The sequence below is a fragment of the Paenibacillus nanchangensis genome (assembly GCF_046543445.1).
Classification (GTDB): Bacteria; Bacillota; Bacilli; order Paenibacillales; family Paenibacillaceae; genus Paenibacillus_AQ; species Paenibacillus_AQ nanchangensis.
In genome coordinates this window covers 85,515-106,084 of the sequence record NZ_JBHOFD010000006.1, presented here as the reverse complement: position 1 = coordinate 106,084, position 20,570 = coordinate 85,515, and the positions used below count along the sequence as shown (strand labels likewise).

The 20,570-nt window shown below is 55.4% G+C and carries 13 protein-coding genes; 1 reads left to right on the top strand and 12 read right to left on the bottom strand.

Annotated features, from left to right (window positions below; genetic code table 11):
- Positions 1-4: 4 nt before the first annotated feature.
- From ACE6ED_RS06250 to ACE6ED_RS06200, 11 genes are all read right to left on the bottom strand, one after another.
- Positions 5-970, bottom strand: a complete 966-nt coding sequence (locus tag ACE6ED_RS06250) for an ABC transporter ATP-binding protein (protein WP_410826241.1) — start codon at positions 968-970, stop codon at positions 5-7.
- On the bottom strand, positions 967-1,956 hold the full coding sequence (locus ACE6ED_RS06245) for an ABC transporter ATP-binding protein (protein ID WP_410826240.1): 990 nt from the start codon (positions 1,954-1,956) through the stop codon (positions 967-969). Before ACE6ED_RS06245 ends, ACE6ED_RS06250 begins: the two co-directional genes overlap by 4 nt.
- 40 nt (positions 1,957-1,996) lie before the next feature.
- Positions 1,997-3,301: a M20 family metallopeptidase gene (locus ACE6ED_RS06240; RefSeq protein WP_410826239.1), complete on the bottom strand. Its 1,305-nt coding sequence runs from the start codon at positions 3,299-3,301 to the stop codon at positions 1,997-1,999.
- A gap of 129 nt (positions 3,302-3,430) precedes the next feature.
- Positions 3,431-5,041, bottom strand: a complete 1,611-nt coding sequence (locus ACE6ED_RS06235; protein WP_410826238.1) for an ABC transporter substrate-binding protein — start codon at positions 5,039-5,041, stop codon at positions 3,431-3,433.
- A 214-nt stretch (positions 5,042-5,255) separates the two neighbouring features.
- Positions 5,256-6,152 (bottom strand): ABC transporter permease, encoded by an 897-nt coding sequence (locus ACE6ED_RS06230; protein WP_410826237.1) that lies wholly within the window; start codon positions 6,150-6,152, stop codon positions 5,256-5,258.
- A gap of 28 nt (positions 6,153-6,180) precedes the next feature.
- Positions 6,181-7,191, bottom strand: coding sequence for an ABC transporter permease (locus ACE6ED_RS06225; RefSeq protein ID WP_410826236.1), 1,011 nt, complete (start codon positions 7,189-7,191; stop codon positions 6,181-6,183).
- 247 nt (positions 7,192-7,438) lie between these two features.
- Positions 7,439-8,977 (bottom strand): PucR family transcriptional regulator, encoded by a 1,539-nt coding sequence (locus ACE6ED_RS06220; RefSeq protein WP_410826235.1) that lies wholly within the window; start codon positions 8,975-8,977, stop codon positions 7,439-7,441.
- Positions 8,978-9,146: 169 nt separating this feature from the next.
- Positions 9,147-9,782, bottom strand: coding sequence for an aspartate/glutamate racemase family protein (locus ACE6ED_RS06215; RefSeq protein WP_410826234.1), 636 nt, complete (start codon positions 9,780-9,782; stop codon positions 9,147-9,149).
- A gap of 251 nt (positions 9,783-10,033) precedes the next feature.
- On the bottom strand, positions 10,034-10,981 hold the full coding sequence (locus ACE6ED_RS06210; protein WP_410826233.1) for an aminopeptidase: 948 nt from the start codon (positions 10,979-10,981) through the stop codon (positions 10,034-10,036).
- 12 nt (positions 10,982-10,993) lie between these two features.
- Positions 10,994-11,692, bottom strand: a complete 699-nt coding sequence (locus ACE6ED_RS06205) for an AroM family protein (protein ID WP_410826232.1) — start codon at positions 11,690-11,692, stop codon at positions 10,994-10,996.
- On the bottom strand, positions 11,692-12,639 hold the full coding sequence (locus ACE6ED_RS06200; protein ID WP_410826231.1) for a DUF1177 domain-containing protein: 948 nt from the start codon (positions 12,637-12,639) through the stop codon (positions 11,692-11,694). The genes ACE6ED_RS06205 and ACE6ED_RS06200 overlap by 1 nt, the downstream gene beginning before the upstream one ends.
- Before the next feature lie 758 nt (positions 12,640-13,397).
- On the opposite strand from ACE6ED_RS06200, the gene ACE6ED_RS06195 reads away from it, so the two are divergent.
- Positions 13,398-15,728 (top strand): putative bifunctional diguanylate cyclase/phosphodiesterase, encoded by a 2,331-nt coding sequence (locus ACE6ED_RS06195; protein WP_410826230.1) that lies wholly within the window; start codon positions 13,398-13,400, stop codon positions 15,726-15,728.
- Positions 15,729-15,904: 176 nt separating this feature from the next.
- On the opposite strand, the gene ACE6ED_RS06190 is transcribed toward ACE6ED_RS06195, so the two are convergent.
- Positions 15,905-20,356: a bifunctional 2',3'-cyclic-nucleotide 2'-phosphodiesterase/3'-nucleotidase gene (locus ACE6ED_RS06190; RefSeq protein WP_410826229.1), complete on the bottom strand. Its 4,452-nt coding sequence runs from the start codon at positions 20,354-20,356 to the stop codon at positions 15,905-15,907.
- Between the last annotated feature and the right edge of the window lie 214 nt (positions 20,357-20,570).

Here is a 20,570-nt window from a genome sequence, read left to right as displayed (position 1 = left end):
GTTATCAGACAAAGTGGCAGGCTGCCTGCACGCCCGGACTAACCTCGCGCAGCTCGGGAATGTCGCGGCGGCATACATCGGACGCCAGCGGACAACGCGTATGAAAAGTGCAGCCGGAAGGCGGATTCTCCGGGCTGGGGACATCCCCCTTCAGAATAACCCGCTCTTTTCTTATGCCCGGCTCCGGCTTCGGAACCGCAGACATAAGCGCTTTGGTATACGGGTGCAGCGGGTTAGCAAACAGCTCCTTGGTCGGCGCAAGCTCCACCACCTTGCCCAAATACATGACAGCTACCCGGTCGCTGATAAACTTGACGACGGACAAGTCATGCGAAATAAACAGATAGGTTAACCCAAACCGGGCCTGCAAATCCTGCATCAGATTGAGCACCTGGGCCTGAATCGACACGTCCAGCGCCGAAACCGGCTCGTCGCAGACGATAAACTTCGGATTCATCGCCAGCGCGCGAGCAATGCCGATCCGCTGCCGCTGGCCGCCCGAGAACTCATGCGGATACCGGTTGGCGTGATAAGGCGACAGCCCAACCACTTCCATCAGCTCCGCCACCCGGTTTTTCAGCTCTGCACCGGCAACCTCCGGCATATGGGTCAGAAACGGTTCCTCCAGCACCTGCCGGACAGTCCACCGCGGGTCCAGCGAAGCGTAAGGGTCCTGGAAGACCATCTGCATCTGCGTCCGCATTTTCCGCATGGCCTCCGGTCCAAGCGAGCGGATATCCGTTCCGTCGAACTTGATTTCGCCCCCCGTCGGCTCGATCAGCCGCAAAATGGCGCGGCCGGTTGTCGACTTGCCGCAGCCGGATTCGCCCACGACCGCCAGCGTCTCCCCCCGCAGCACGGACAGGTTTACCCCGTCCACCGCTCTGACCGCTCCCGTCTGCTTGGAGAACAGTCCTTTGCGGATCGGGTAATGCTTCTTCAAATCCCGCACTTCAAGCAGCGTGCTCATGATACCGCCTCCCGCTTCCCGTCATGGTATAAAAAACACCGGCACGAATGGCCCGCTTCAGTCTCCAGCAGCGCCGGCTGCGCCTGATCGCACGCCTCAAAGCGGTGCGGACAGCGGGGCGCAAACCGGCAGCCCGAAGGCATGTGCAGGGGATTCGGCACCTGTCCGGGAATGGAGGGCAGCCGGTCGGTCTCCCCGGCCAGCTGCGGCAGGGAAGCAAGCAGCCCTTGGGTATACGGATGCTTCGGATCGTTGAACAGCGTTGCCACGTCGGTCTCCTCCACAACTTGACCGGCGTACATGATCACAACCCGGTCGCACATTTCGGCGACGACGCCAAGGTCGTGGGTAATCATCAGAATTGAGGTGCCTTCGGTCTCCTGCAGCTCGCGCATAAGGTCCAGAATCTGGGCCTGAATCGTAACGTCAAGCGCAGTGGTCGGCTCATCCGCAATCAGCAGCTGAGGGTTGCAGATCATAGCCATTGCAATCATCACCCGCTGGCGCATGCCGCCGGAGAGCTGATGCGGATACTGTGCGGCGATTTTATCGGGACGGGGAATGCCAACCTTGGTCAGCATCTCGACAGCCCGGGTCCAGGCCTCTTTTTTGCCGATCTTCAGATGGTAACGCGCTGCCTCCGAAATTTGTTTGCCGATTTTGAACACCGGATTAAGCGAGGTCATCGGCTCCTGAAAAATCATCGCAATCCGGTTCCCCCGGATGCTCCGCATTTCCCGGCCGCTCGCCTTCAGCAGATCCTTGCCCTCGAAGGCGATGCTTCCGCCGGCAATCCGGCCGATTTTTTTGGGCAGCAGCTGCATTATCGACAGCGACGTGATGCTTTTGCCGCAGCCGGACTCTCCCACGATGCCAAGCGTCTCCCCTTTTTTCACGCGCAGATTGACGCCGTCCACCGCACGGATGACTCCGCCCGATGTTTTAAATTCCGTTACGAGACCGGATACTTCCAGCAGTTCGGCCATGGCCGCTCCCCCTTTCTCTGGTTGTTTCAACCCTACTTCATTAAATACGTTCAAGCGCGGCCGTTTCGCCGCTCGTCTCCGCTGTTTCTTCAATACCCAGATATTTCAGCGCAGTCAGCGCGTACACTTTAGCACATTGGATGATCTGCCATACCGGCGCGCGTTCATTAAAAGAGTGAATGGTTGACAGCTCAGCTGGTCCATACTGCAGCACGGGAATATGATGCGTCCGGAAGTGGCGCGCATCGCTGGATGCCCACTGCAGCACACCGTAAGCTTCTTCCCCGCTCACTTCGGAGATGCTGTCCACCAAATGCTTGACGACCGGCTCCTCCGGCGGAGTCCAGTTCGCATTGCCCTGAAACCCAAACGGCTTAATGTCCGTTTCAATGCCGGCTTCCAGCAGCAGCGATCCGGCCCGTTCCATCACCTGGCGGTAGTCGACCCCAAACGGCACGCGCGAATCCACTTGGACCGTGCAGCGGTCAGCGACCACGTTCACTTTTGTACCGCCCTGAATCGTTCCGATATTCACTGTCACGTGATCGAATACCTGATAAGCGAGCCCTTCCGATTCGCGCTCAATCGCATACCGTTTGGAGATCTCGATAATTTCCTTGACCTCGTCAGGGATGTTGGGCTCGATGTCCCACAGGCGCTGCAGTGCCTCGATGCCTTTTGCCGCTTTGACGATGGCGCTGTCGCCGACAACCGGAGACAAGCTGCCGTGGCCGGGCGTACCTTCCACCGTAAATTCAAACCAGCAGCTTCCCTTCTGGCCAATCGTCGGATTTAACGGGCCTGAAGGCTCAGCAATCACCGCCGCCGTCCCGCTGATCAGCTCCCGTTCCAGCACCCACGGCACGCCGAGGTGGCCGCCGGTTTCTTCGTCCGGCACAATCAGCAGCGACAGGTCGCCTTTGAGCGGAACCCCGAGCTTGGCCAGCAGCGCCGTCGCAAACAGCAGCCCGGCCAGCCCGCCTTTCATGTCGGAAGCTCCGCGTCCGAGCATATAGCCGTCCCGAATTTCGCCGCAGAACGGATCGAAATCCCAGCGGTCCAAATCTCCGGCAGGCACGACATCGGTATGGCCGCAAAAAATGAGCCGTTTACCGTTCTCTCCGCTTCCCTTATGGATCGAAATGAGGTTCAGCATTTCCGGCGTAGCCGCATGAACTTCTGTTTCGATCCCGGCTTTTTTTAAATAATCGATAATAAATGCGCTGATGTCGCGCGTATCGCCCGGTGGGTTTTCCGTCGGGAACTGAATCAGCTTCGAGCACAGCTCCAGCAGCTCCTCCTGCCGTTCATCGACGGCATCCAGCACTTTTTGCTTCCAGTTCATGATGGACCACAACTCCTCTATGTTCAGGCGGACAACTCCCGGACGGCGGTTTGGAAAAAGGGCCGAAGCCGGCTGCTTGCCGGCTCGGCCTTTCCGCTTGCGTATAACGGGAGCCTCGCAGCCCGAAGTTTATTTTTTGGACAGCGGGTAGAAACGGATGATTTCGTCCGGATAGTATACATAACCGCTCAAGTTGGCTTTCATGCCGACGATCCGGTTGTACTCATACAAGTAGCTCCACGGCGCTTCTGTTGTGATGATCTCCTGCGCCTGCTCGAACAGCTTCGTGCGGACGGCCGCATCGGGTTCCGCGCTGGCCTGCTCCCACAGCTTGTCCACTTCGGCATTGCTGTAGTTGTTGTAGTTGGACGAGCCTTTGCCGTACATCAGGAAGCCAAGATGGTAAGCCGGATCATTAACGAAGGAGGTCCATTTGGAGATATAGGCCGTCAGGTTTTTCTCCTTTTGCATTTCGAGGAACTGGGCGCGCGCCACTTTGTTGATGTTCATCGTCACGCCGATTTTTGCAAGCTCCGCCTGGATAATAACCGCATCGTCCTCCCAGTCCTGGAAGCCCGATCCAAGCGTAAGATCAAAAGTGAATCCGTCAGCGTAACCGGCCTCCTGCAGCAGCTGCTTGGCCTTGTCCAGGTTGTGCTCATAGGTGTAGCCTTTGTCGGTATAGCCCGGCGTATTGCTGGCGACCGCACTCTTCATCTGCTTGGCCTGTCCATACATGACTTCATTAATCAGCTGATCGTAAGGAATAGAGTAAGCAATCGCCTGACGGACTTTAACGTTGTCGAACGGCGCTACTTTGTTGTTTAAGGCAAGATACAAAATACGGTTACTTGCATTGGACTTAACTGCCAGATCCTTGTTCGCTTCGAGCGAGCTTACGTCTTTCGGCGGAATTTCAATCGCCATATCTACATCGCCTTTATCCAGCAGCAGCACCCGGTTTGAGGCTTCTTTAGTGAATTTCAGCGTCACTTTGCTCAGGCTTGGCGCACCCTGCCAATAATCGGCGTTGGCGGTAAGAACCGCTTCGCTGGCCGGGTCCCATTTTTCCAGAACGAACGGGCCGGAGCCTGCCGTATTGGTCTTCAGGTAGTTTGCGTCTTTGCCCTGCATCGCCACTTCGTCCACAATGGAGAAGTTGTAGAGCGCGATAATTTGCATAAACATATGGTTTTGTTTGTTCAGAACAATCTCAACGGTGGAAGGGTCCTTGGCTGTTACCGACTTAATGTCGGCCATACCGTACAGGAAGCTGCCGGAGTTGGAATTCTTCACCCGGTCAAAAGTGTAGACAACCGAATCGGCAGTCAGCGGATTGCCGCTCTGGAACTTGACACCTTCGCGGAGCTTGAACGTGTAAGTGAGGTTATCCGCAGACACTTCCCAGCTTTCCGCCAGCATCGGCTGAATGTCATCCGTGTTGGCGACTTCAGCTCCGTCAACGGTTTTCACACCGTAGGTCACGAGCTGATCATAAGCGGCAACAACAAAGGTATCGCTTGTCAGGTCGCTGGCTTCCGCCGGGTCAAGCGTAGTTCCGCCTTCCGAGAAAGCAACAGTCAATGCCGAAGATGGAGCGGCCGATTCCTGCGCGGCAGCGGCGTTGTCCGAATTGTTTTCGCCCTTGCTTGCCGCGGGAGGATTGGATTTGGCGGCACAGCCGGCCAGCACCACACAGAGCAGCAGCAGGAGGGTAAAAGCTTTCGTCACTTTCTTCATGTACAGATCCCCTTTTATTTATCAATTGGCATTGCTGACGATCGGTATTGCGGTTAAGCCGAATCCCCGGATAGGTGCCGGACAGGCAGCCAGCCGGGCAGCGGACCGCCGGATAGACGGGTAGGCGGATCATGGGGCGATGGAGCGCCGGAGCGCCGTTAAGCACAGATGTCTCATAAAGCGAACCCGGGAGCGATGCCTCCGCCCTGCGCGTCTATTTGCTTGACCGGAGACGGGGGTCCAGAACGTCGCGGAACCCGTCGCCCAGCAGGTTGAACCCCAGAATCGCCGTCGCGATGCCGAGTCCAGGGAAGGTGACCAGCCACCACTGTCCGGAGATGATATATTCTCGTCCTTCCGCAATCATCGCGCCCCACTCGGCGGTCGGCGGTTTGACGCCGAGACCGAGGAAGCTGAGGCTGGATGCGGTCAGGATCGCAAAGCCCATCCCAAGCGTGGCCTGGACCAGCAGCGGCGCAAGCGCGTTCGGCAAAATGTGGCGGGTCAGAATGACGCGGTCCTTCACGCCGATGGAGCGGCTGGCCTCCACGTATTCTTTTTCCCGGAGCGATACGGTCTGGCCGTACATCAACCGCCCGAATTCAGGGATGCCTACGATCCCTACTGCAATCATCGCGCTCGACAACCCCGCGCCGATCGAAGCGGCAATCGCCATGGACAATACCAGCGAAGGGAAGGACAGAAGCACATCGAGGATACGCATGATGATCGTTTCCGTCTTTCCGCCGTAATAGGCGGCGATGCCTCCAAGCGGAACGCCGATGATAAACGAGATGCCGACGGCGATCAGACCGGTCCAGATGCTGATGCGTGCTCCGTACAGCACCCGGCTGAAAATGTCGCGCCCGAAGTTGTCGGTACCCATTAGATGCGCGCTTCCCGGTGCCTGCAGCTTGGCGGTCATGTCGGGCACATCCGGCTTATATGGTGCGATCCATGGGGCCAAGATGGCTGCGAGCGTCCACAGCAGGATAAACAGCAGGCCGATAGCCGCCAGACGGTTGCGGAGCAGCAGCCGGAGAAAGGCGGCCCGCTTCGGGGCTTCTTCCGGCTTCGGCGAAGCGCCGGCCGTTGAGGACAGAACGGTCATAAGGACCCCCGCCTCCTTTCGTTTCGGTTTATTCATAGCGGATACGCGGATCGATCATGCCGTACAGCAGGTCGACCGACAGGTTAATGAGGCTGTACAGCACCGCGCTGACCAGCGTAAAAGCCTGAATTGGCGCATAATCCGCGGCCAATATGGAATCGGTGATGTAACCGCCGACCCCCGGCCAGGAGAAGATCGTCTCCGTGATCACCGCGCCTCCGAGCAGATAACCAAACTGCAGACCAAGTACGGTCAGCGTTGGGATCAGCGCGTTAATAAGCGCGTGTTTGCAGATGACAATCGACTCGCGCAGGCCTTTGGCCCGGGCGGTCCGGACGAAGTCCTGTCCGATGACCTCCAGCATACTGGAGCGGGTCATCCGGGCGACAATCGCCATCGTGCCGGTGCTGAGACAGATCGCCGGGAGAATCAAATGGGCAATGCTGCTCTTTAAAGCAACAAAGTCCGCGGATAGCAAGCTGTCCAAAATATAAAGTCCGGTGATGTGTGTCGGCGGATTAAGATCGCCGCTGATCCGGCCCATCGGCGCCGGAGCCCAGCCGAGCTGGGAGTAGAAGATGTAGATGAAGATCAGTCCCAGCCAAAAAATCGGTACGCATGCGCCGATCAAGGAGAATACGCGGGAAATGTGGTCGATTACCGACTCCTTCCGGGTGGCGGCGATAATGCCCACCGGAATGGCGATCACCACGGCAATCAGGATGCTGAACAAGGTCAGTTCAATAGTGGCCGGAAATCTGGAGGCAAAGTCGCTGGCAACGGTATGGCCGGTGTGGTAGGCGTCGCCCAGATCGCCCCGCCCGAGCTGTCCCAGATAATCGAAAAACTGTCCGTACAAAGGCTTGTCCAGGCCCATATCTTGTCTGATGTTCTCAATGACCTCGGGGGTGGCCTGCTCGCCGGCAAGCATCACCGCCGGATCACCCGGCAGCACGCGCGACAGGATGAACGTGATCAGGATAATCCCGATCAGTGCGGGAATCATCTGTCCGAGCCTGCGGATCGTATACACTAACAATGGATCAACCCCCTTTTTGCACATCCGGCGCTCATCTTCGCCTGTCAAGTTAGGTACCCTTGCGAGGTGCGTTTATATGAATTGTGCTCATTTTACAAAGATTACGGTTTGCCCACTACGTCCCCTTCGACTAAAAAAGCATCCCTTTGTTTGGTCACTGCGGACGAATATCCCACTTAAACGTAATATTATATGACATCACGGCCCCGGAAAACCTGAGGATTCTGGTAAAACAACCTGATTGCACCTACTTATCGGACGGCTTAACGCGCATGTAATAGTAGATCAAGCACAAATGGCTGACCAACTGCTCGCGGGAATCGTTTAATTCATAACCCGTGATATCGCGGATCCGCTCCAGCCGGTATTTGACGGAATTGCGGTGAATGTACAGGCGGTTCGCCGTATCGATCAGGCTCCCGCGGCTCTCCAGATAATACAGAAAGGTCCGCATGAGGTCGCTGTTATGCTCCTCGTCGTATTGACGCAGCTTGCCCAGCTTGCGTTCAAACAAAGAGGCAAAAGCGGGCAGTTCCATCGCTTCGCCCAAAAGATCAAATATCTCCACTTCCTCATACCGGACGGCAAAACGTTCTTGTTCGATTTTGCGCGAAACCCTCAGCGCCTTACGCGCTTCATTATAACTGTCATAGATTTCCCACAGCGGTTTGCGCCCGCCCAGTCCAGCTCGGGTGCCCGAAATCCCGAGCGACTTGTCGGCGGCCCATGCCTCCAGCGTCTCGGCCCAGGAAGGCGTGCGGTCATGACCGCTCCCTTCCCGTCTTTCCCAGGCGCTCGGAAGGAACATCACCGCCCGGTTGGATCTGAATTCCACGTGCGGAACAACGCGCCGCGTGCGCGCTTCCTGTTCCAACCGGGCAGATAACACCTCTTCGTTCTGCGCCCAGTCGCCTTCCACCACGGCAACCTCCCATAAATGCTCGACATTCATCCCCAGCTTCCGTCCCCGCTGCTCCACTTCATGCCGGGGCGGAACAGGCGGCGTCAACAGCTCGTCGATAAAATTGCCGCGCAGCCGCAATTCGGTGTCGGCCACGATTTTCCCCCGCATCAGCTCCAGTGCCAGCACCAGCCGGGCCTGCTCGATGCCGACCCGCTCCATCTCATCCAGCTCCGGTTTGGCGGCGATCAGCTTGGCCACATTTCGGCGGTCCACATTGATCGTCCACTGCTGATAGGCCGCATCCTCCACCCATTCCAACCCGGCGGGTGAAGATACAATAATCCGCCCTTCGTTATCGATCACGGCGACCGGAGCCTGAATCAGCCCCGCCACGCTGTCCGTAACCGCCTGAATACCGCTGTTCTGGAGCACCATTTGGGTCAACGTCCGGTAGACCTCCTCCGAACGGCGCAGCAGCGCCGCTTGGCGGTCCAGCACCCGCTCCATAATCGGCCGGGTAATGTCGGTATACGGAATTTCGGACGGCACTTCAATGAGCGGCAGGCCGGTCTCATCGCTTGCTTCCAGTGCGGACTGCGGAATGCCCTTCAGGAAGCGGGCCGGCTTGATCGCCAGCGCGGCGGCGCCTCCCTGATCCATGATCCGGATGAGCCCTGCGAGCTCCGATGGGTTATGCCGGATTGCGTAAGCCGTGGTCAGCATTAGGACCCCTTCTTTTACCCAACCGTTCAGGTCGGGCACCTCCATAATATCGATGAACTGAACGACACGGTTCAGGCCGCTGCCTCCAGCAAGCACCCTGGCGTTCTGCAAAATCGGTATATCCAACACTTCCCGTATGGTGATTCCCGTCTTGTCCAACGCTTCGGCCTCCTTGATTGACACGTCAGGTCTGGATTTTTTAACTGCTAGTGTACCAAAGATGATGTGCAAACAAAACAGAATTTTTTCGAAATATGTCGAAAAAGCGTCCGAACTGAGGCGGCATGCCTTTCGTTCGGACGCTGTGTCCACGTATTATGATTAGGGATTACCGGGCAAGAAAAACCGCGGCCGCTGCACCCAGTGAATCAATCGGATCAAAGGCTGCCAGCCCATAACGCTCTTTCAGCTCAGCCGCAAAACCAATGCTGGCAAAGCCGGTGCACGCCAAGACGATGCCTTCCGCTCCCCGCTCCGCCAGCCGGGCTGCGGCACGGAAAGCCGCTTCCCGGCCGGCTGGCGTCCGCAGATCAAGCGTCGTGACCACGCCTTCGGGCCGCTCCATGCCGACATAGGCTCCGCCGAGAATGGAACGGATCAGCGGCGGCGTCTCCTCCAGGATGGTCAGCACGCCAAGCTTAGCGGCTGATGACAGTCCAAGATGCGCCGCGCAGGAGCCGGCTCCAAGCACAGGCACCTTGACGGCCTGTCTGCATTCCTCCAGCGCCGGATCGGCGGCGCAGCTGATCCCGATGGCGAGGCAGCCCCGGCTCTCCAGCTCTTTTGCCAGCTGAATGATTTTGGGGATGGCGATCGCCTCAGTCCGCTCATCATGCACGCCTTCCGGCTGATCGAGTATGCAGGCGCTGAGCGTTGGCAGGCCATACCGCCGCTCGATGCGTTCGCCGTGCTGATTTGCGTCTTCCGGGTTCTCCAGCGTAATAACTCTGATGATTCCAAGCATAACATTCCCCTCTTTCTGCAGGCACAGCAGGTACGAAAAGTGCTACAGATGCGGTAGGGCTGCAGACGCAGTAGGTGCTGCAGACGCAGTAGGCGCAGCAGCAGTCTTATGTCTCCGCGCATACCTGTAACCTTTACAGCTGGCCGGTAAGGCTGTACTCGTGCTCTCTGAGCCGGCTGGTTCCTCAGACAACAGCTAGACACGCCGGTAGCGGCTACATGCCTACACGCAACATGCAGGCAGCAGCAGGTTTAGCCCCGCAGCTTGCCCGCCGCCATGATCTGCCGTCCGTCCAAATAGACATCCGGCTCTTTTACTACTATGTCGATGTGAACACCTGCCGAAATAGTGCCGCCAAATGTATGATTGCTGCCGAACGCCACATGAATCGTCCCGTAGACCTTCTCGTCCTCAAGCACGACGCCCGTGATCCGCGCTTTGTCGTTGGTGCCGATGCCGAACTCGGCCAGCTGCCTGCCGTCGCCGTCGCCAAGCATAGCGAACAACTCAGCCGCCCCGTCGCCTTCCGCGCCGGTAAGCCTGCCCTGTTCGACGGTCAGCAGCAGCGGGGCGGACAGGGCGCCATAACCCGCTACCGAGCCATCAGCCAGCAGGCTTCCGTGCGCGGAACCTTCGACTGGCGCGATATAAGCCTCGCCGGAAGGCAGGTTGCCGGATTCGCCGGGGTTCAGATACATACCCGTGCTTGCTACGCCTGCGCGGCCGTCGATAGACAGCTCCAGACGGTGCCCATCTTTCTCAATCCGAACGGTGCGGCTGACGGTGAGCTGTTCAGTAAGCAGCTCCGTCAGCGCCTTAACCTGCCGGTAGTCAGCCGTGATTGCACCGTTCAGGAACATGTCTTCCGTCACGCCCGGCATGGTCGCCACCCGCGCCCCAGCCGCTGCGGCCCGTTTGCGGGCCACCGTATGGGTCAGCGAGTGCTCAGTGATGCAGACAACCGCTTGAGCCGCTTCCATCGCGGCAGACACCGCCGCCGGCGGCTCCTCGCCGGAACGCGTGCGCTCCGCCATCACCATAAGCACGGCTTCCGCGCCCAGGCCGGCTCCCGCAGTCCGCACCGCTTCACCGAGCTCCCGTTTTCCGCCGTCGGCCACGACAAGCAGAGATTCTCCGCCGCGAAGCCCCAGACATTCTGCAAGCACGTTTCGGCTTGCCTCCACAATCGCTTGATTCATTTCCTTCATCCTCTACACAATGATTTCCGAGACCAGTTTGCCCATCAGCGCATTGGATAGGATAACCGGAAGGCCGGAAATCCTTGCGACCCGTTCTCTGTGCCGCTCCGTATACCCCATGCAGTCCAGCAAAATCACTTCTGCCTGCGCTCTCAGGGTTTCGGCCGCCCGGTCGAAGTCCGGATCCGCTCCCGTGTAGGGCGAAGCCGCGGCGAACACAGGCCGCAGCCCGTATTCGCCGAATTTGGCTTCCAGGCTGGCCGCCTGTTCCTCCAGCGGACAGATGACGCCGAGCCGTCTGCCGCCAGCGAGCGCAGCCACTGCGGGAGTTAGGATCCGGTCAGGCTCGATCAAAAAAGCCGACGAGGTCCGCAGACCGGGAAACACACCGGTGCAGAGCAGCAAAATCTGACGGATGCCGGCCGCCTCCATCCGGTCGATTTTCTCCTGCAGAACCGGCAGGATTTTGTCCCGCGACACAACGGCAGCCGTCCCATCCGTAAGCCTTGAGGTCAGCGCGTACGCTCCCGCCTCGGCTCCAAATAGGGACTCAATCTCCTCCGCTGTCCACCCGTCCAGCACACCGGCCTGGCGGAGCAGAGCCCTGCCCTCCAGTTGCCGCAGCAGATGCGGCGCGACATCGGTCCGGGGGGCTTGTCCGATGGTAATCATCCCAAGCACAGCGGACGGTTCCAGACCTGTGCGTATCATCAGCCCACGACCGTTTCCTGGCCCAGCGTCTGCAGTCTTTTCATGGAACCGTACAGTGCGGTGATGCGGCTAAACTCCTCTTTATTATAGAAGGCGCATGTGCCCGCCGTCACTTCTTTTGCCGTTTCGACTGCAAAGCGCACGGCTGAAGCGATATCGGTTTCGTGGCTCGCTCCCGTACCGCAGCCCGGTACGGCCGATTGGGCGGTTACGGCTACACCGACTACCGGCGCATCCGTAGCCACAGCCGGCTGAAGGATCGAGTTGATATGGTACAGGTCATTGCCGTATGGCGTAATGTCCTGCGTAGTTACCGGGAACGTGACCGGCAGCATACCTGTCGTCATCTCCATAATCCGCAGCAGATCTTCGCTTACACGCAAAATGTAGCCTTCTTTGACTGTCGGAGAAATCGCAATGCCTTTGTGATTGATCACACGATTTCCCTTGGTTGTGTCAATAGACAAAATGGCCTCCATTTCCGGCACGATTTCATACTGGTTCATGACCAGAATATCCACCGGAGAGTCCATAAAATCGACCGGTTCATGCGGCTGAGTTGGGGCATCGGGACAGATATGCGTTGTAATGATGACGTCGCCGGGCAGCACATCGCCTTTTTGCTGCATGTCCGCCAGCTTCAGCGCCGCGGCGATCGCTGCCACTGCGCCGTCCGCATCGGAAACCAGGCCGATCCGGCTCGGACGGGCGCCGATTCCCCCAAGACGTCCAACGATGCCAAAAGTTGGCGCCGTTCCGCCGCGGCTGCGGCCGTTCGCCCCCGGCAGAATGATTTTGATGAAATCGGTACTGCCTTTGTCGCCTTCAACTGTCGTTACGCTGACGTCGGCATCCGGGAAACCGGCGAACAGCCCTTTTACGGCTTCACCGTTTACATAAGCGCTGTCAAGCGCGTCAAGCACAGTTAATGTCTGCTTTAATGCCATGAGAGGGCCTCCTCTGCTTCTGGTTAGTTTCCCATTTTATCCGCCGCGCGTGCGGCCCCGCCGTCTATTGCGGGACGGGAATCGAATGAGTTTAACCTATGGTAACGTACCGCCAAGATGCCGGACAATGTGCCCTCTTACCAAAAGCGGCCGCCGTTTCTTGTCCTTGACGAATAAAATCGGGTGTTTTACCCCCCGTCCTTCCCGGTTATGTAAAGTATACTTCCATGAATGTCGCTTACTTTGCCTCTCTTTGAGATCGCCTGCCCGCTTTGCACTCCGGTTGTACCACTCCAGCCAGCCATCTCTTCGGCGGACCAACGTCAGCGTCAGCTTATGCCAACGCTAGCTAATGCCAACGGTGGTTTATGTCAGCGGAACCTTATGTCAAAAGCGGCTTATGCCAACAACAGCTTTTGCCATAGTCTTTTGCCATAGTCTTTTGCCATAGTCTTTTGCCATAGTCTTTTGCCAACAATAGCTTATGCTAACATCAGCATATATCTTGAGGCATACTTACTTTTGCGCAAAAGAGGAGCTTCTACCTGCACTCTTTTTACGCATTTCCTTTGTTGATCATGTTTCCGCAGGTAAAATCTATGTCTTTCTGCTTACATCAAGTATAACTTTTGAACTATATTTTCCGATATAAAAAGAGAAGCCGCGTGCAGCGATAGGAGCCTGCAGGCTTTATGCTGCATCAAGCGGCATCTTACATCTGATCCAATCTTGCAGCTTAGATAAGGAGGGCGTATCCGATGCTGCTGTACCGTTATAAAAAACCGCTGCTGACAGGTATCGGTTTCTATTTGCTCGCTTATCAGCTGCTGCTGTTCTTTTACCGGGATGACCTATCCGTGATCGGCTGGCTCAGCAATGCGTTAACTTTGTTCTGCCTTGTGATCTGTACAGGAATCAGCATCATTTCCGCCTGTTCGTCACACCAAGCAAGCCGGTCTTTCTGGATGGTAATTGCATTTAGCTTTTTGATCTATGCCTGCTCCATGGTTCTGTATACCGTTGATTCCTTATCCGAATCGGTTAACTTCTCCAATCCCGGCCTGCCCGATCTGCTGTGGGTAATCTACGGGCTGGTGCTGCTGTGTGCCCTGCTCCTGCTGGTTCACCGGGATCTGCGCGGATTTCACGCGGTGCTGTACCTGCTGGATACAATGATCTTCATGACGGCGGCTACTGCTTTCAGCTGGACATATTTAATTGGACCTGGATTAAAAAGCGCTTTGGACAACCGCGGCGGACTGTTTTTATTTGTTAATGTCAGCTTCCCGGTTGTCGACCTTGGCATCTTGTTTTTGCTCTGTTTGCTGTTCCACACCCGGCTTCGGCCGGCATGGAGTCCAATGTACGGATGGCTGATTTTGTCGGCTGTCGTCATGGTTATTACCGACACCTGGTATCTGGTCCTTGAATCCGCAGACCAATATTATTCCGGCCATCCGATTGACGCGCTGTGGTCCGCTTCGCTGTTCGGCATTGCCATCGCCGGGATCTATCAGCCTCTTAAGGCAGACCCGCCGCCGCCCCCTGCTCCACACCCGGACATTCCTTCAGGAAGTTGGTTTAAGCGGCTTGTTCCCTATGCCGGCCTGGCAGGCGCATTTTTGCTGATTCTCAGCCAGCTCCCTGCTTTTGATGTCATGGTTGGCTCGTGTGCTCTCATGATCGTGCTGATTCTGATCCGGCAGGTGATGATTCTCACCGAAAACGATGAGCTGGTTCGTAAGCTAAGTCTCAGCCTGAAGCTGACAGACTATCAGGCGAATCATGACCCGTTGACCGGACTGCGGAACCGGAGATACTTTGACTCACGGCTGCAGGAGCTGCTTGAAGAAGCAAAAGCCGGCGGGGAGAGCCTGGCGCTGTTGGTTCTGGACATGGATCGCTTCAAGCAGATTAACGACAGCCTTGGGCATGCCGCAGGCGACCAGCTGCTGCTGACCGTTGCCGAGAGACTGCGCGCCTGCCTCCCGCCCGAGACGCTGTTGGCCCGGCTTGGAGGGGATGAGTTTACCGTTGTGATGTATCCTTTAATAGATAGAGCGCAGATAAACCGGGTCGTCTGGGCCATCCAGCGCAGCATTGAGGAAGCGGTCGAAATCCGCGGGCTTGCACTGCATACAACGGTAAGCATAGGAGCCGCCCTGTTTCCCGAGCATGGGCATTCCTCGGATGAATTAATGCGGAGCGCGGACATCGCCATGTACGAAGCCAAAAAACATAAAAGCAGCGCTTTGGTGGTCTACCACCCTTCACTTCATCCGCTCCTGAGCCGCAGAGTCCGGCTGGAAAGCGACCTCTATCATGCCATTGAACGCGGGGAGCTGCAGGTATATTATCAGCCGCAGTGGGATTTACGGACAGACCGGTGCATTGGAATGGAGGCACTGGTCCGGTGGAGGCACCCGAAGCTTGGATTTATACCACCGCCGGAATTTATCCAGCTTGCGGAAGAATGCGGACTTATGATCCGGCTTACGGACTGGGTGCTTGAAACTGCACTGAAGCAGCTGACCCGCTGGCAGCGAGAGGGGATGGATCATTTACGGATGAGCGTCAATATTTCACCCTTCGATTTTCAGGACGAGCATTTTGTAGCCCGCATTGCCTCCGCCATTCAGCGAACAGAAGCGGAACCTGGCGATGTCATGCTTGAAGTGACCGAATCGGGAATGATCCAGAATATTGATGCCGCTGTCAGAAAAATCGAGGCGCTGAAAGCGATCGGCGTCCAGTTCGCGATCGATGACTTCGGCACGGGGTATGCTTCCTTAAATTATCTGGACCGTCTGCAGCCTCATACTGTAAAGATCGACCGGGCGTTTATTATCAAAATCGGGGAATCGCCCAAAGGCGGAGAAATCGCCAAAGCCATTATCGCGCTGGGGCAGAGTCTCAATCTTACGGTGCTTGCCGAAGGCATTGAAACGCGGGAACAACTCGAGTTTCTCGGAAAAGAAGGCTGCGATGAAATTCAAGGCTACTGGATCAGCAAACCCATGCCTGCTGAGGCGTTTACTCCTGGAGAAGGGCTGTTCCGGTACGGGCCGGGTCTTATTCCGCACACATAATTCCATACGCTTGATTCCATACGCCTGATTGTGTACGCATGATTGGCAGGCCTAATTGCCGGGTCCAAAACGCCCTCACTGCGCTTAGCCAAATTCGCATGACAAAAAGACGTCCGTTCGTCGATAAAACCCGGCGAACGGACGTCTCTTTTTAATTGGCGCAGATTAACCGATGTTTAGGATGCAAAATCCAGCATGCGGACCAGGATGACCGCAGCTTGAGCACGGTTTGCAATTCCTTTTGGAGCAAACTGTTTCGCGTTCACTCCGCCCACGATGCCCGCTTCCGTCAGTTTGGAGACGGCATTTTGTGCATACGGGGCGATTTTGCCTTTGTCCGCGAACTTCGCAAGAGAGGCGCTGGCGTTTTCAGTTGGCGCTTTGCCCTGGAGTTTCAGCGCATTGAAAATCATGACCGCCATCTCTTCACGGGTGATTTGACGTCCCGGCTCGAATTTGCCGGCGCCGGAGCCGCTGACCAGCTTCGCGTTAACCGCCGCTCCGACAGCTTGGGCGTACCAGGCGTTTGCCTTCACGTCGTTAAACTTGCCGCCGGAAGCATTGTTAACTTCCAGCTTCAGCACACGAACCAGCATCGCTACAAACTCGGCGCGCGTCAGGTTTTTGGTTGGCGCAAAGTTGTCGCCGCCCACACCTTGAATGATGCCTTCAGCAGCCAGCCGCTGGATTGCGGACTGGGCCCATGCTACTTTACCCAGGTCCTTAAATACAGGAGCGGAAGCAGCCGGTGCTGTTGTAGGAGCCGGGGTAGCGGTTGGAGCAGCCGTCGGCGCCGGCGTTGCTGTCGGTGCAGCCGTAGCTGTCGGCGCTGCGCTTGCCGCAGGTCCCGGATACGATCCAGGTACGGAAGGCGTATAAGGCGTCGACGTCGGTGTAGCACTTGGTGTTGTCGTTGGTGTAGCACTTGGTGTTGCCGTTGGTGTTGCTGTGGCTGCCGGCTTTTCATTGTTCACGATACGGCCTTCAATTTTGGCTGTAATCGGACCGCCTTTGAATGTGTTTTTCACATAGTCATAGAAGACATCCAGGTCGATTGGACCGGCCAAAGAGCTGCTGGCCTGTGTCAGTACCTTGTAGTTATCCCCGCCTGCCGCCATAAAGTTATTTACTACGGCAGTGTAGGATTTTTTCATGTCAATCGGTGTTCCGTCGGCAAGTCTGAGATCAGCAACGCGCTCAGCTACCGGCAGATACATATTGGCCGTATACTTCAGTCCGGAAATTTGCAGAGTTTTTACATCCGGTGTTCCGTCGGCTTTTACGTTCCACTGCTGCTGCAGCAGCGTCTTGATTTGTTCGCCGGTCAGCGTCAGCTTCACCAGCGTGTTACCGAACGGCTGAATTTTGGCCAGGTCGCCAAACGTTACGTCGCCTTTCGGCAGGTCGGCGCGAATGCCGCCCGGGTTCATGAAGGCCATGTCGGCCGGGCCTTGTCCGTCTCCGAAGTCAGCATTGCGCATAGCATCCGCAATCAGGTTGCCCAGCGCAGATTCTTTTGTATAAGCGTCAGTGCGTGTAACGCTGCCGTCCGTTGTGCCAACCGGTTTGGTCAGCTCCGGATGCAGATCCAGGTATTTTTTAACCAGAGCGGCTGTCTCCGCATCCGGCGTTACTCCTTCATGGAAGGTGGTGATGATATCGGCCTTCTTCGACTTCACGTCACCGGTCTTCGAGTCGATAACCAGGGTGATGTCTTCATAGGCCGTTCCGTACGAATAAGCTTGAACGATCAGCTTGCCGTTCACTTCACCGTTAGCCAGCGCATGATTGTCGCCTGCCACGATTACATCTACCGGAGAATCAGCTGGCAGCGCTTTGGCCAAGTCGGCTGCTTCGCCTGTGGTTGCGCCATCTTTGGTCGAAGCCGGGTCATGAGCCAAAATAACAATGGTCTCAACACCCTTGCTTTGAAGCTCCTTGGCGTATTTCTCCACAGCCGCTACTTCTTCTTCCGGGCTCAGGAAGCGGACGCCCGCCGTACCGGCAGGAGACACTTTGCCAGGTGTTGCTTTCGTCACAAGACCGATAAAGCCGATTTTTACGCCCCCTACTTCCTTAATGTAATAAGGATCAACAATCGGCTGCCCCGTTGTTGCATCAACAGCGTTGGCGTTAACGTACGGGAATTTCAGCGGTTCGTGAACGATATTTTTGTTCACCGGGTCCACGCCGCCCTTGATTTGCGCCAGCATCGCAGCTACGCCTTGGTCGAACTCATGGTTGCCGATGGAACCTACGTCGAAGCCCATCATGTTCATCCATTCGAGCGTCGGCTTGTCGCGTTCCATGGACGATACCGGAGCAGATGCGCCTACGGAGTCGCCGTTATGGAACAGCACCGTATGCTCATATTTGGCACGCGCCTGCTTCAGGTAAGCTGCCAGAATGGCGGCCGTTCCAGCCGGTTTTTTGCTTACTTCGGATACAGTGTCCAGCTGACCGTGGAAGTCGTTGATGCCGATCAGGTGAACTTCAACATCTCCTTCCGCGGAACCTCCGCCGGATACATCCGCTTTAGGAGCTTTGGTGATATCGAAATTGAAGATGCCGAATCCCGCGGCATTCACTTCGCCAGAATAAGAGATATGTTCCGGCATAACACTCTGTGCTGCCGGAGAGGAAGTGAAGGTAAGCTTCACTTGATCATTGATTGGTGCCAAGGACCAGTTCGTATCGGCTGTGGGGTTCACTGTTTTTTCCGAAATGATATAATCCATTAGGATTTGACGATTCTCATCCTGGGAATCCACCACAAATTCGGAGCCCTTGAGTCCCGGGAAGTCCCCCCCTCCGCCTGCGCGGTAGTTATTCGTAATAACAATAAACTCCATATTCGGATCAAGCGGTTTGCCATTATAAGTCGGGTTTACAATCCGGCTGGAATCGGGGTTAATCAGCTTGCCGTTCTTATCGTATTTCGGTTGTTTAGTTACATCAATTTGGTAATTCAACCCATCAATAACGTCAAAATTAAATACCGAGAAGCTTGAATTCAGCAGAGCTTGAGGCTTGCTTTCATTAGGGTTAATAGTATTAAAGGCACCTGCGCTCATCTCCAGCCATTCTTTGACGACAGAGCCTTTCACCTTAATGGCCTTAAGGGTATTGTCATACAGATACAAGTCGCTCGCACTGCGGATTGTTAGATCGCCTTTTTCAATGCGTGTGTATTCCTCATATCCATTGCGTCCTGCCTTGAAGGGCGCACCCACACTCAAGATAGGCATATCCTTATATTGCGGAAGATTGATATCAATGTATCTCTCCACGTACCATTTCTGGGCAGAGGTCACGATTTGAACAGTCGGATCATCCTGAACCATAGCAAAATAGCTGTTCATTGGAGCGGATGTTTCCCCAAGTTTTTTTCCGGTATAATCGATTGTTGCCTGATGCTCGCCCGCTACAGCAGCGAACACCTCCGGGTCAGGTTCCACAATAGGATAGTTTACCGTTTTATTGTCCACTTTCTCCGATCTGTAAATTGAACGGGTAGAGGACTTTGAGTTGGACTTATCCACTGCCCAGTGCCCGTCCTTGTTTACCAGTTTCAGATCGATCAGACCCAGATAAGCGCCTCCGTAGCCTGCTTGAACGGAAGGAACCCCATTAATCTGCCCGTAAACGTTGTTGACCACAGACACCCGGCTGTCGTTGTACGGCTCTCCAGATGCATCTTTAAACAGCGAGTCCAACGAGTCCTTATCTTTTGTAGGAAACACTTTATGGGTGTGAGAGAAGGTGATGGCGTCAATTCCTTCCACCTTGCTCAATGCATTGACAGCATTCTCCGCACCGTCGCCTATTTGTGCGGAAGCATCGAAGCCAGTATGAGCCATGGCAACAATTACATCAGCTCCGTCAGCTTTCATTTGCGGTACAAACTTGGCTGCAGTCTGAGAAATATCCTCAGCATACACCTTGCCTTGTAGATTAACTTTATCCCACTCCATGATTTGCGGAGTGACCAATCCAATTAAACCTACCTTAACCTTCGTGTCCACCCCATTGCTGTCCTTTACATCCTTATCAAGGATAATATAGGGAGTGAATGCATTCTTGTCATTGCTCTTGTCGCCATCACCGTCTTCAACATACACATTGGCACTAATAAAATCGAAATTGGCATCTCTAGTTGTACGCTTCAAATAGTCAAGCCCATAATTGAATTCATGATTGCCTAAAGTTGCCGCATCATATTTCAGGAAATTCATGGCTTTGATCATTGGATGAATCGCTTCCAGATTGTCCATAAACCCGGATTCTTTAGCCATATACGTTCCAAGCGGGGTTCCCTGAATCAAATCGCCATTGTCGAGCAAAAGATTGTTGGGCTGCTCGTTTCTGGCTTGCTTAATAAGTGCAGCAGTACGGTCAAGACCTACCGTAATAGAGGCACTATTTTTAAAATAATCGAATCCCGTCACATTGGTGTGCAAATCCGTGGTGCTCATGATCCGGAGATCGACTGTCGGTACAGTGTCGGCCGCCGCCTCTTCAGCAAACGCCACGCTCCCGGCGAAGGTCCCGCCAAGGACTTGAACCGAGAGTACAGCCGTCGTCAGCACTGACGCAAACGGCTTGTTCCAGCGTGATTTCCATCCCATATAAGTATTAATCCTCCCTAACAATATTGTTATGTCGGTGATAGTATAGCATACATAAATGGTAGAATATCAACTTTTGTATCTATTTAATATAAAGTTATGTAAAGTAATACTCCATAAAAACGAGCTCATTTTAAATTTCAGTTTACAAACCCCGGAATTTTAGCTGTTTTTGTAAATTACATGTTAATTTTCACGCAAAGTTCACCATTTA

What these genes read in the sequence shown, in the direction of transcription:
- ACE6ED_RS06250 (WP_410826241.1), bottom strand. Translation starts at nt 970, where the DNA reads ATGAGCACGCTGCTTGAAGTGCGGGATTTGAAGAAGCATTACCCGATC.
- ACE6ED_RS06245 (WP_410826240.1), bottom strand. Translation starts at nt 1,956, where the DNA reads ATGGCCGAACTGCTGGAAGTATCCGGTCTCGTAACGGAATTTAAAACA.
- ACE6ED_RS06240 (WP_410826239.1), bottom strand. Translation starts at nt 3,301, where the DNA reads ATGAACTGGAAGCAAAAAGTGCTGGATGCCGTCGATGAACGGCAGGAG.
- ACE6ED_RS06235 (WP_410826238.1), bottom strand. Translation starts at nt 5,041, where the DNA reads ATGAAGAAAGTGACGAAAGCTTTTACCCTCCTGCTGCTGCTCTGTGTG.
- ACE6ED_RS06230 (WP_410826237.1), bottom strand. Translation starts at nt 6,152, where the DNA reads ATGACCGTTCTGTCCTCAACGGCCGGCGCTTCGCCGAAGCCGGAAGAA.
- ACE6ED_RS06215 (WP_410826234.1), bottom strand. Translation starts at nt 9,782, where the DNA reads ATGCTTGGAATCATCAGAGTTATTACGCTGGAGAACCCGGAAGACGCA.
- ACE6ED_RS06210 (WP_410826233.1), bottom strand. Translation starts at nt 10,981, where the DNA reads ATGAATCAAGCGATTGTGGAGGCAAGCCGAAACGTGCTTGCAGAATGT.
- ACE6ED_RS06205 (WP_410826232.1), bottom strand. Translation starts at nt 11,692, where the DNA reads ATGATACGCACAGGTCTGGAACCGTCCGCTGTGCTTGGGATGATTACC.
- ACE6ED_RS06200 (WP_410826231.1), bottom strand. Translation starts at nt 12,639, where the DNA reads ATGGCATTAAAGCAGACATTAACTGTGCTTGACGCGCTTGACAGCGCT.
- ACE6ED_RS06195 (WP_410826230.1), top strand. Translation starts at nt 13,398, where the DNA reads ATGCTGCTGTACCGTTATAAAAAACCGCTGCTGACAGGTATCGGTTTC.
- ACE6ED_RS06190 (WP_410826229.1), bottom strand. Translation starts at nt 20,356, where the DNA reads ATGGGATGGAAATCACGCTGGAACAAGCCGTTTGCGTCAGTGCTGACG.